The organism is Allolucifera butyrica, assembly GCF_900476375.1.
Lineage (GTDB): Bacteria > Bacillota > Negativicutes > Sporomusales > UPPP01 > Lucifera > Lucifera butyrica.
In genome coordinates this window covers 1-10169 of record NZ_UPPP01000106.1, presented here as the reverse complement: position 1 = coordinate 10169, position 10169 = coordinate 1, and the positions used below count along the sequence as shown (strand labels likewise).

The window sequence follows — 10169 nt, the reverse complement described above, 5'->3', positions numbered from 1 at the left end:
AAACGCATTTATCTGTGGCACTCGGTCTCAAAGCGATTCACAAACGCTATCGCACCTTGTTTACTTCAGCGGCGGCACTGGTTGCCACTCTAAACCGGGCCTACGTAGAGAATCGTTTGGAAGACAAGCTCCGAGCCTACTGTGCGCCCAAACTCTTGATTATTGACGAAATTGGTTATGTCCCAGTTGATGTCAATGGAGCACACCTATTGTTTCAGCTGATTTCGCGTCGATATGAACGGGGATCGATTATCCTTACAAGTAACCGTGGAATAGGACAATGGGGTGAAGTATTCGGCGATACTATCATTGCCACTGCGATTCTCGACCGGCTATTACATCATAGCACTGTCATCAATATCAAGGGTGAATCTTATCGTCTAAAAGAAAAGCAGCGAGCAGGACTCCTTAAAAGGAGCCAGGACATAAAGCCAGAGGGAGGTGATTCGTTAACAGTCACCTTCGATACCTAATGACTACCAGAGGGGTCAATTTTCGAACGCGAAAAAGGGTCATTTTTCAGGCGCTATTGACAAAAGCTGATTATTTTTTCAAGAGCCAGATATTCTGTACTATTATCAACGATATCTTTAATTGCATAGCAAGAAATTCCTGTTCCAATAGTACGAGTATACCAGTTAATAAATCCGTTAATTTCAGTGGAAGTTAAACGGTATTCCCGTTCGCTGGAATCAATCATCGTAACCCGTAACAATGCTTTGCTGGCTGCCTGCGGCGTTGCAGATGCTTCATTAGAATTGGCACTTTCGCTATAATCATTTAGAGCTGTCACAACATAATAATAAGTAGTACCGTTTTGAACCGTGGAATCTACATAGCTATTAACAGATACATTGGTAGCAATCGTCGTATAGGGAACCGCCCGACGTAGTAGCTCTTTTTATGTTATAACCGATTGCTCCGCTAACCGCGTCCCAAGAAAGCGTTACTTGCGCATCACCAGCAACAGCAATTAAGTTTGATGGCAAATTTACATTAAAATCTGAAGTCCAACGAGCAATGTTGGAAATCCTAAACTCATCAATATATCCCGGAAAGTAAAAAGATGTAGAACCAGTATAAAAATACCCAATGGACGGTGTACCTGTTCCAGCCTTGATTGATGCTGTTGTCCCTGAAGCCTGACTCGTAAGCACACCATTTTTAAATCCATAAAAAGAGGAGCCTTGTCTTACGAAAGCATAATGGGTCCAGGCATTTAGTGTAATTGATCCCAGCTTGAATTTATTTATTATATCCCAAGACGTACCATTAGATGAAACACTTGAATAAATATTAGTCCCATCACTCCATCCTACTCCTAATCCACAGTAACTTCCTGGATATCTAGTAATACCAATGCCGGACTGGAAGAACTTCGGAAGAATGTTTCGGGCTTACAACAAGATATGTCCAGGCTAAAACAGGATGTTTCAGAAGATGTTTCTGGCTTAAAACAGGGACAAGCGAGACTAGAAGGCATGCTGACCGGAGCAATGGAACTTATAGAAGTGAACAGTAAGGACATTACCAAATTCAGTGAAGTTCAAGCGCGACATTCTGAATTGCTGGATATGGCGCTAACGCGCCTCGATCATCAAGAAGCCGAAATACGAATTTTAAAAAAGGCATTATAAAAAACACGGCTTAGTGCCGTGTTTTGTTATTTCGGTCGAGTATTCGGATGACGTGTTGTTTTAACATAAATGTTATTTGATTATCGCTTGTACAAGGTGAACATATTTAGACCCACACAAGTAACGTTTCTGGATATCTACCTGATCCAAATCCTCATGAAGATAAAATCCTAAATTGACGAGATCTGAGGCTAACATCGCTGGATCAAAACCGGTTTTCATCGGTTCCCCCGCCTCCTGTGCGTGCGCTATCTGTTCTTGCATTTGCGGATCCACTTTTTGAGGATTAAACACATCAATATCAAAATAGTCAAAAATGACCCAGCTGCCTGCGGGAGCGATAGCGGCAATAGTACGAAGCGTTGTGAATACTTCTTCTCGCGTTAAGTACATAGTTACACCAAGCCAACTAAAGAAGCTTTTTACTCGAGGATTATACGATGATTTTTTTAATGCTACCGCCAAGCTTTCCTGGGTGAAATCCATTGAAATGAAGCTTAGCTGCGCTGGAAATTCCCAACCTAATTCCGTAATGCGCTGTGTTTTAAAATTTTGCGTATTCGGGTGATCAACTTCAAATACATGAAGTTTTGCTAATAGATCTGGACGACGAAATGCGAATGTATCCAGTCCCGCTCCAAGTATTACATACTGCTGCGTACCATGGTTAACAGCCGCTTCAAGAGCTTCTTCCGTATAGCGTGAACGACTTAGAAGGTTAGATCGACTGTTCATAGCTCGCGTTATCCACGCCAAAGCGGTCGTTTGATCCGGAAGCGATGCGGCGAGCTCAGGAGCTTTTAGTTTAAGATACTTTATTAACCCTTGTTCTATAAGCAACCGATTCTCATCAGGAATCAATTGATAGGCTAAAAAGTCATCAAAAATTTTAGGATCATCGTACTTAGCGTGGGAAGCACGAAGATAGGCGCACATTACTGCCGTAAGACTGAATTGGTCCTCTTCCATCTGATATCCTCCTTTTAAAACCATATCTCGAAACTATCGTTCTAAATTGAGTATATCAGACCACGCAGCATCGTCAATCTGTTAAATGTTTATTGTAACATAGATAAATTATTTTGTCAATAACATCCATATGTTGTACGATATGAAATAACAATAAATATATCCGAAATACTCGTTATTTCTATCTGCAGTTGACAAAATTACGACTTTCTTGAAGGGATTGTGGGTAGTACATGGGTTTCCGTAAAATTAACGGTATGATAAGTACCGGCGATCTTTTATTCCATAAGGTCAAAGTAAGTGGTGAAGTGCACGGTTTTGTTTATAAGTCTAGAAAAGGTAGAACTCACATATTTATTGATTCCAGCTTATCACCGGAGGCCGAACGCGACACCCTCCTCCATGAGTGCTGCCACGTTATCGAGCATATGAACGATAACTCCTACGCCATTGGGCTGGACGACCGGCACCATGAACGGGAGGAAGAAGCGGAAGAGTTTGTGAAGAAAAATAAGCGGGTAAATTTTAAAGATCATCTTTGGTTGTGGTTCATTAGCAGCCCTTCGCTTCTGCTAAATTTGTTCAATGTCGGGAGCGATTGGATTAATGATATAATTTGAAGAGATGCTCCCATCATTATTATTATCTGTTTGTGCCCATCTCGCCAATTGGTGTGCCCCCTTTATGCACAATTATGTATGCAATTCTTCTTTGGGGACGCTTGATGCTTGATATATGGCAAATCGTCAAAAAACGAAAAGTGTAGCAGTAGATACAGTTCTATCTAATTAACTGCAATATAATTAGGACTGTAAGTTACATGAAATAAAGAGGTGGTATGTTAAATGAAAATTTTAAACCTATTTTGTTCTTGTACAGGTAATACAAAAAAAATCGCTTTGCAAATCGAGAAAACAGTACAATTGCTTAATCATGAGGTTAATACTATTGAAGTAACTGCTACAACTAATGAGAATGCATTCAATTTTTTAGATTTTGACTTTGTGTTCATTGGATCAGGAGTGTACTCATGGCTACCGCCAAAATTCATGTGCGATTTTCTTGGTGCTATGCTGAAAAAGCACATTAAGCAAGGCGATGTTAAGGGATGTGCTCCAAGAATTGCTGGAAAAAGAGCGGTAACATATTGTACATATGGGGGTGCACATACCGGGATAAATGAAGCTGTTATGACTCCGAAATATTTAGGTCAACTACTTGATCATCTCGGCTTCGAAATGGTAACAGAATGGTTGTTTGAATGTCAATATAATAGCGAAGGCTATACTCACTGGTCCGTAGACGGACGTTTGGGAGATATTACAGGACGACCAAACGATGATGCTTTGCGGCGGGTTGGAGCTTTAGTAACTGGTATTTTAAAAGTATGATCCGTGTATAAGTGATTCATGAGGGTGAGACAGCGATTATGAGTGTAGCTTTTTGGCAGCATAAATTTAATCTGAGTCAATTCATTAGCAATGATTGAAGTTTTTCTCTATTAATAATTTTGATGGTTCTATTTTTAATATCGATATCTCCAACTGCACAGAGTTTTTTTAACTCTCGGCAGAGTGAAGGTCGGGATACATTCAGGTATTCTGCCCATGAATTTTTGGGAAAGGGCAAGTGAATTACATCTGCTTCACATGATTGCATATCAAACAGTAGTGAAAAAGCTATTTTTTTCTGAATTGAAGAAAATGACAATAACTCAATTCTTTGATTTAAATGTGATATACTATTAGCACTTAAGCTCAAAATATTAGAAGCTATTATACTGTTTTTGCACAGTATATCAAAAACACTTTGTTTGTGAATTAGTATAATTTTGCATGATTCTTTTGTTAGTATATTTACGTTAGGTGATTTTTTTGACGAGAAGATGGCTGCTCCACCGAAAACATCTCCTTTATTTTTAGACATTACGTTTATTGCTTTTCCGGAGGAAATAATTTTTTGCACTTCGACACTGCCTTGAATGATAATTCCAATATAACCAGCCGTTTGATCCGCCCGAAAAATATATTCATTTTTTTTATAATAACAGAGGTTATATTTTGTTTGCTCCATGATTTCTTTTATTTCAGGCTTTTTTAGGCCTGCAAATAGAGGACAGCAGAATAATACTTCCATAATTTCATCCATTTGATCACCTCCACACATGCCCGTCAAGTCCTAGGTGAAGACATTGCTATTTTCTATAGCGGAACAGCACCCGTCCTGAGGATCGTGTTTGTTGCTAACGCATAGCCATATGCTCGATCTAATTGATCGTGATCCCAGTGGCGGCTACTGAGTAGTAAAATGTGTGCAGAATTGACCTTACTAGAGTGTACGGTTCATAAGCAACAAAATAATAATTGATCTTGTTATGTTCGACAAAGTCCCAATATATTCGCTCCTTATAAAACACTAAAGGCAGAAATCACATATTTATTGATTCCAGTTTATCGCCGGAAGTCGAACGCGACACCCTCCTCCATGCGTGCGTTCACGCTATCGAGCATATGAACGATAATTCCTATGCCATTGGGCTGGACGACCGGTACCATGAACGAGAGGAAGAAGCGGAACAGTTTGTAAAGAAAAATAAACGGGTCAATTTTAAAGATCAGCTTTGGATCTGGTTTATTAGTTGTTCTTCTATTCTGCAGAGTTTATATGATTTAGGAAACGGTTGGATTAATGATGTGATTTAATGGCCGCTAATTTTAACAGCTTCTACCCCTCATATATATTACCAGTTTAAAAATGTTTCTCTTTGTTGCGTTGGAATAATATGCTGCCTGTGACTTAGAAAGTCATCTAGGAATTTATATTTTCTAACAATAATAGTCATTGGGTTATTTTTTCCAGCAAAAAACCAATCCCAAAATAACAAACACAATTCTTCGGAATCCATAGATGTTTCAACAAGAGCAAAAAATCTCTTTTTCGTTTCATCGTCCACAGCTTCTGAAGTCGCGACAAACAACAATAATTGTGTAATTATCTTGTAATATACATCCAGCCCTTCCAATCGTTTTTTTAAGTCATAATAGCCCCCAATCAATTTTTCAAACGGTACAGGCTCATGCGGGTACATGCTGTGAGTAGTAATATAATCCTGAATATCAGCTGAAGCTTTCAAATAATCATTTCGCACTTTATCGGCATGTTGACGAAACATGGATAGTAAAGAAAAGAAGGATTCTTCAAATTTTTGTTGTGCCATTATTCGATTCTGTTGAGTTAGATGATCTCTACTTGCGGCTAGTTCCTCACGTGTTAGTTGCAATTCTTGAATTCAAGAATCCCGACCGTACTATCTTCCGGCGCAAGTGCACTATTTTTCTGTTCACACCGCACTAAAAAGCCGATGCGACCGCACTTATTTTCCGATTTAACCGCACTCTGACGGTAACGTAATCATTGGCTAATTCGAGCATCCGAGGATTAGAAAAGCCACCGGGATATCGCATAATAAATCTTTCTTCGGCTTCTTTGAGCTTTGCTTTGTTCATAACCTCACTCCTCAGGATTATTAATAATATAAATGCCCATAACCTACTAAAATGTAAGTTATGGGCGTTTTCTCCATAGTGATAGCAGTATCCTGCTAAATTTTGTATGTTATTTAAAAATATTGGTAGTTAATACACTATTTATTCGTTCTCATCATCCTCTAACAGCTTCATAGCTGGTTGTATCCTTGGGGATAAAGAGACTTGGTTCGGTTGTGTTGAATGTCTCTGCTCAATATCAGCCAGCCAGATTACTACGGCCCTCGCAATAAATGAAATACCCCATGCCAATATAAACGAGTACAAATAATTCCAATTATAAAACTGAATGACTTTCAGCCAAACATAAACAGGCAAGGCAACGAACGCAAATAAACCAGCCGATATGGTATTGGTAATTGCGAAACTCTTCCATGAAGAAGCATATTGATACGCAAATATGTGTAATATTGGATGAAAGATAAATGCAAATGGCACTAAGTCTAGTGCATAAGGTATAAGGTTGTTTTGGAACTGCCATAGAGTCATAGTAGATGCAATCGGGTAAATTAAACCATAAGCAACCGCAAGAATGGAACCGTAAAGTATTAGTTCTCGCAAACGACTCTTATCAACGAGAATAACGAACATTCCGGAAAGAACCACCATCGGTATGACAATCGTAAACCAACTGAATGAAAACAATTCTTCTGAAAGCCAATGCGAGTAAAGAAGGTTCGCCAAGAGGCGTTGAGTTTCTACAATATCCATCATATTATCCCCTCCTAGTGTCTATCCTCAGTAGTATAACCATTGCAACTATTAGATATTCTTGGACTACTAGCCTGTGACGAGCTTCTCTTCCACACCACCTGTAACTCTTCCCTATGTCTACGCCGTTTGTGCCATTATCTGTTCCCTTTGCCAAGGAAGAGTCAAGCCATTCTAAGCTTAGAACGAAATTTTGCGCCTTTAGATAGAAAAAAGCCCTAACTAAAGGGCATTTTTTCTTAGGCTTAACAAGAAATTGTTCACGTTCGGCAAGAATCAGTTTGGATTGTCGACACTTAGTCAACATCTTTTAATAAGGTGAATCACCGGAATTGAATAGGCGTTAAATAATTGATGAATTGATGCAGCATTTCGGCGTATCCGGACACCTTGTCGGAGAAATAAAACAACTGGTACCTATTAATTAGGTTAAAATCATAGGCACAAGAAGGTATTGACCCTCCCGTCAAAATGTTGGCGCCTAAAGAACAAAGAATATCAAATATACTACTGCAAAAAATACTTATCATTGGCACCACTCCATTTCTTATGTCAGCACATACTAATATCGCGGAAAATTTTAAAAGAATCAATGTGCCAGACTAATACCCCTGAGGTCAATGCCTCCTTCAGCCTACGATGTAACCGACCAAATAGAAGTGCCCATAACCTACAAAAACGTAAGTTATGGGCGTTTTCTCCATAAGGATGGTAGTATCCTGCTAAATTTTGTATGTTATTTTAAAATATTGGCTGTTAGTTCTCAAATTCACTGTTATTAAAATGTATTTTAGCTCTAATGCAATTAATTTCTTTAATTCATCCTCCGAAAGTTCGAGTATATTATTAAAAATTATCTTTATCAATATTTTAGTAACTCTTGAAAAAATCATTCTACTCGAACCAACGTCACTATGAGCTCCTACATCAAAAAATAGTATTCCTGGAGGAAATTCTGAATCGTCTAGTGTTTCTGCAACCGAATCCATAACTGCAAATGCATATTCCTTAGGTATCCCCACATGAACTTCATCAGATGTAAAAGCTATATTATCTTTCAAAACCGCATCATCATGGACACCAATGTTAATTTTGACATCCAAGGTTCCACCAACTAATGGTATAAAGGTTGCTCCTAATAATGCGTAATTGCTCGCATTTCTCGGTAATAATATTTCCAATACCACCGACTTGTTACATCTTGGAATTTCTTTTGCCCCGACAAAAGTTCTGTGTATTGTATCAATTATTTTACTTTCAAATCCCGGAAAATCATTTATCCATAGCCGTCCCCTCTTGTAGCCACCTAAGTTATCCAATTTTATCATCTTTTAGCCCCCAAAATTTAAACCATTTCAGCAAATAAACCTCCGGTGCATATTCAACCGACCTATATAACAACACCCATAACCTACTAAATGTAAGTTATGGGCGTTTTCTCCATAAGGATGGCGGTATCCTGCTAAATTTTGTATATTATTTAAAAACATTGGCAGCAAAGTGTTAAAAATTCCTTGATTTATTAAGAACAAGGAATTTTGCATTTTTAGACCGTCTCAAACACAATTTTTGTCGCAATAATACTAGTTTTGTCAAAAAAGTAATTTTATATAAAAAATAGTTAATTTTGGATTCGATTTTTACGATATACGGAAATATAAGACATTTTTTTAAATGAAAAAGAAAGGTAGGTAAAATCATGTCACCTTAGCATAGTGTTTTGTTGATTCCTATGAAAAAATTAAACCAACGAAATGGATTTCGTTGAATAAACAGGGAGGTTTAAAAATATGGATCCGCTTAGTTCAGTTTCAACTACTACAACCCCTATCCCTACATATACTCCGATAGTAAATTCTTCTCAGGAATCGGCAACTACAAGTTTAACTAGTAATGAGGCAACTGATTCAACTCCGGTATTGACTACTGAATCTGCATCAAGTAGCCTGTCTGGAACAAGTGCTCAAGGATTAATAGCAGTAGACGATGTTAGTGATACTTCATCGGATACGGATGATGTTGTTAGTTTTGCTGATAAATTAAAGGATACAATCAATCAAATAGAACAAAATGGTATGACAGCTTACGACTACATAACCTCAGCGGCTGGAGAAATGACAACTAAAACTGGAGTTGCGTTGGGATTCTCCGTTGCCTATTATATGAATGCTACCAAAAATGGAATGTCGCCAGATGCAGCATTAGGTTTATCTATATATACAGGAGCAAAAATATTAGAAAGTTTTGATGATCTATCATTATCTAGCGGAAAAACATGGACTATTTTGAGTAATTTTGAAGACTTTTTAAAAAGTTTTAATTTAACCAAAGAAACCCTCACCAACTTCTTTAACTCAAATTAAGAACTACAGTATGATTCCTCAGGGGTTGCCCCAAGTGATGTCGACGCCTATACCAATATGGTTCAAGTTACAGGAAGGTCACTGGCGGATATAGACCTCGGTGGAGATAGCGGTGGCGATTTTAAAGTTAGTGGTAATGCTGCTGCTGCTGTTCTTACTGGTAACTTAATAATCGATTCAGGCGCACAAGTAGATATCGATCCCAATGCAAATTTAAATTTAGACGGTGGTATACTCCATATTGCTTCAAATGCTAATTTAAAAGTTGACTCTACAAGCTCTTTAACAGTTACTAATGGGTCGTCTGTTAGCCTTAATGAAGGTTCTACTTTAATTCTTACAAGTGGATCAAGTATTAACGTTGATTCAGGAACAATAAACTTAGAAAATAATTCTAAATTAAATCTTACTAATCAAGCAATCCTCCAAGTTACGAATGGAGGGGTTTTAAATGATCAAGGATCTATAACTAATGATTCTGGAACGATTAACATTAATAATAACGGACTTTTAGACATAAATAATTCTACATTGAATATTGATTCGCAGGATACTATTAAAGCCTCAAAATACTTAAATATGTCAATAACTTGTGAAAATGTCACCCCCAAATAGGGATAATTATCGTGAGAAAATGTCACCTCGTAGTTAAGCATATTTGCATAGGAAAATGGATTCCAGCATTGCTAGAATGTCCTTGTCGGTATCTTCGAAGGAGACTTTATTAATCAAGGTATGGCCGTATTTGTAATAATGACTATCAGGCGGCCTCCATGTTGATTTTTGTTTGGACGAAGGGGCAACAGGCTCTTTTTTGACAGGCTTGATATACGGCAACACCGGATACAACTGCAGTTTCCATTCAACGGCAATGCCAATATGAGGGCTTACAAGAACACTAATTTTGGCCTTGGGTGGAAGAAGAGGTAAGCTAGGCTTCGTGA

16 protein-coding genes are annotated in these 10169 nt (G+C 38.1%); 7 read left to right on the top strand and 9 right to left on the bottom strand.

Translation table 11 applies throughout. The features are described from left to right. The coding region (locus LUCIF_RS22010; RefSeq protein WP_165866115.1) for an ATP-binding protein at positions 1-473 on the top strand (473 nt) is incomplete at its 5' end. A 53-nt stretch (positions 474-526) separates the two neighbouring features. Here the strand turns inward: LUCIF_RS22010 and LUCIF_RS26280 are convergent. Beyond that, positions 527-793: a hypothetical protein gene (locus LUCIF_RS26280; RefSeq protein WP_165866114.1), complete on the bottom strand. Its 267-nt coding sequence runs from the start codon at positions 791-793 to the stop codon at positions 527-529. A 49-nt stretch (positions 794-842) separates the two neighbouring features. Continuing rightward, complete coding sequence (locus LUCIF_RS22000) at positions 843-1355, bottom strand: LamG domain-containing protein (protein ID WP_279386981.1); 513 nt, start codon at positions 1353-1355, stop codon at positions 843-845. Between the two features lie 54 nt (positions 1356-1409). Between LUCIF_RS22000 and LUCIF_RS21995 the strand changes: the two genes are divergently transcribed. Continuing rightward, positions 1410-1637, top strand: a complete 228-nt coding sequence (locus LUCIF_RS21995; protein WP_122629988.1) for a hypothetical protein — start codon at positions 1410-1412, stop codon at positions 1635-1637. 72 nt (positions 1638-1709) lie between these two features. On the opposite strand, the gene LUCIF_RS21990 is transcribed toward LUCIF_RS21995, so the two are convergent. Continuing rightward, on the bottom strand, positions 1710-2606 hold the full coding sequence (locus tag LUCIF_RS21990) for a class I SAM-dependent methyltransferase (protein WP_122629987.1): 897 nt from the start codon (positions 2604-2606) through the stop codon (positions 1710-1712). 233 nt (positions 2607-2839) lie between these two features. Here LUCIF_RS21990 and LUCIF_RS21985 point away from each other — a divergent pair, with 233 nt between their 5' ends. Further along, positions 2840-3226 carry an ImmA/IrrE family metallo-endopeptidase gene (locus tag LUCIF_RS21985; protein ID WP_122629986.1) on the top strand — a complete coding sequence of 129 codons (387 nt, stop codon included), beginning with the start codon at positions 2840-2842 and terminating at the stop codon, positions 3224-3226. Between the two features lie 225 nt (positions 3227-3451). Continuing rightward, positions 3452-3997, top strand: a complete 546-nt coding sequence (locus LUCIF_RS21980; RefSeq protein ID WP_122629985.1) for a flavodoxin family protein — start codon at positions 3452-3454, stop codon at positions 3995-3997. A gap of 76 nt (positions 3998-4073) precedes the next feature. On the opposite strand, the gene LUCIF_RS21975 is transcribed toward LUCIF_RS21980, so the two are convergent. After that, on the bottom strand, positions 4074-4754 hold the full coding sequence (locus tag LUCIF_RS21975) for a Crp/Fnr family transcriptional regulator (RefSeq protein ID WP_165866113.1): 681 nt from the start codon (positions 4752-4754) through the stop codon (positions 4074-4076). A gap of 362 nt (positions 4755-5116) precedes the next feature. Between LUCIF_RS21975 and LUCIF_RS21970 the strand changes: the two genes are divergently transcribed. Next, positions 5117-5308 (top strand): hypothetical protein, encoded by a 192-nt coding sequence (locus LUCIF_RS21970; RefSeq protein WP_122629983.1) that lies wholly within the window; start codon positions 5117-5119, stop codon positions 5306-5308. A gap of 38 nt (positions 5309-5346) precedes the next feature. Here LUCIF_RS21970 and LUCIF_RS21965 read toward each other — a convergent pair whose 3' ends face one another. The 4 genes from LUCIF_RS21965 to LUCIF_RS21945 form a co-directional block, all read right to left on the bottom strand. Continuing rightward, positions 5347-5823: a putative phage abortive infection protein gene (locus LUCIF_RS21965; RefSeq protein ID WP_122629982.1), complete on the bottom strand. Its 477-nt coding sequence runs from the start codon at positions 5821-5823 to the stop codon at positions 5347-5349. Positions 5824-5956: 133 nt separating this feature from the next. Then, on the bottom strand, positions 5957-6112 hold the full coding sequence (locus LUCIF_RS26275; protein WP_165866112.1) for a hypothetical protein: 156 nt from the start codon (positions 6110-6112) through the stop codon (positions 5957-5959). Between the two features lie 141 nt (positions 6113-6253). After that, complete coding sequence (locus LUCIF_RS21960) at positions 6254-6865, bottom strand: glycosyltransferase family protein (protein WP_122629981.1); 612 nt, start codon at positions 6863-6865, stop codon at positions 6254-6256. A gap of 719 nt (positions 6866-7584) precedes the next feature. Continuing rightward, on the bottom strand, positions 7585-8190 hold the full coding sequence (locus LUCIF_RS21945) for a hypothetical protein (protein ID WP_122629978.1): 606 nt from the start codon (positions 8188-8190) through the stop codon (positions 7585-7587). Positions 8191-8652: 462 nt separating this feature from the next. Here LUCIF_RS21945 and LUCIF_RS21935 point away from each other — a divergent pair, with 462 nt between their 5' ends. Then, positions 8653-9225 (top strand): hypothetical protein, encoded by a 573-nt coding sequence (locus tag LUCIF_RS21935; protein WP_122629976.1) that lies wholly within the window; start codon positions 8653-8655, stop codon positions 9223-9225. A 57-nt stretch (positions 9226-9282) separates the two neighbouring features. Beyond that, entirely contained in the window at positions 9283-9840 is a 558-nt protein-coding gene (locus tag LUCIF_RS21930; protein ID WP_122629975.1) for a hypothetical protein, read from the top strand. Between the two features lie 33 nt (positions 9841-9873). Here LUCIF_RS21930 and LUCIF_RS26615 read toward each other — a convergent pair. Then, a partial coding sequence (locus LUCIF_RS26615; RefSeq protein ID WP_207857384.1) for a hypothetical protein occupies positions 9874-10169 on the bottom strand: 296 nt, incomplete at its 5' end.

Excerpts from the sequence above, each read along its gene's own strand:
- LUCIF_RS21960 (WP_122629981.1), bottom strand. The coding sequence starts at position 6,865 with ATGATGGATATTGTAGAAACTCAACGCCTCTTGGCGAACCTTCTTTAC.
- LUCIF_RS21975 (WP_165866113.1), bottom strand. The coding sequence starts at position 4,754 with ATGGATGAAATTATGGAAGTATTATTCTGCTGTCCTCTATTTGCAGGC.
- LUCIF_RS21985 (WP_122629986.1), top strand. The coding sequence starts at position 2,840 with ATGGGTTTCCGTAAAATTAACGGTATGATAAGTACCGGCGATCTTTTA.
- LUCIF_RS21990 (WP_122629987.1), bottom strand. The coding sequence starts at position 2,606 with ATGGAAGAGGACCAATTCAGTCTTACGGCAGTAATGTGCGCCTATCTT.
- LUCIF_RS21935 (WP_122629976.1), top strand. The coding sequence starts at position 8,653 with ATGGATCCGCTTAGTTCAGTTTCAACTACTACAACCCCTATCCCTACA.
- LUCIF_RS21945 (WP_122629978.1), bottom strand. The coding sequence starts at position 8,190 with ATGATAAAATTGGATAACTTAGGTGGCTACAAGAGGGGACGGCTATGG.
- LUCIF_RS21930 (WP_122629975.1), top strand. The coding sequence starts at position 9,283 with ATGGTTCAAGTTACAGGAAGGTCACTGGCGGATATAGACCTCGGTGGA.
- LUCIF_RS21965 (WP_122629982.1), bottom strand. The coding sequence starts at position 5,823 with ATGGCACAACAAAAATTTGAAGAATCCTTCTTTTCTTTACTATCCATG.
- LUCIF_RS26275 (WP_165866112.1), bottom strand. The coding sequence starts at position 6,112 with ATGAACAAAGCAAAGCTCAAAGAAGCCGAAGAAAGATTTATTATGCGA.
- LUCIF_RS21980 (WP_122629985.1), top strand. The coding sequence starts at position 3,452 with ATGAAAATTTTAAACCTATTTTGTTCTTGTACAGGTAATACAAAAAAA.
- LUCIF_RS21970 (WP_122629983.1), top strand. The coding sequence starts at position 5,117 with ATGAACGATAATTCCTATGCCATTGGGCTGGACGACCGGTACCATGAA.
- LUCIF_RS21995 (WP_122629988.1), top strand. The coding sequence starts at position 1,410 with ATGTCCAGGCTAAAACAGGATGTTTCAGAAGATGTTTCTGGCTTAAAA.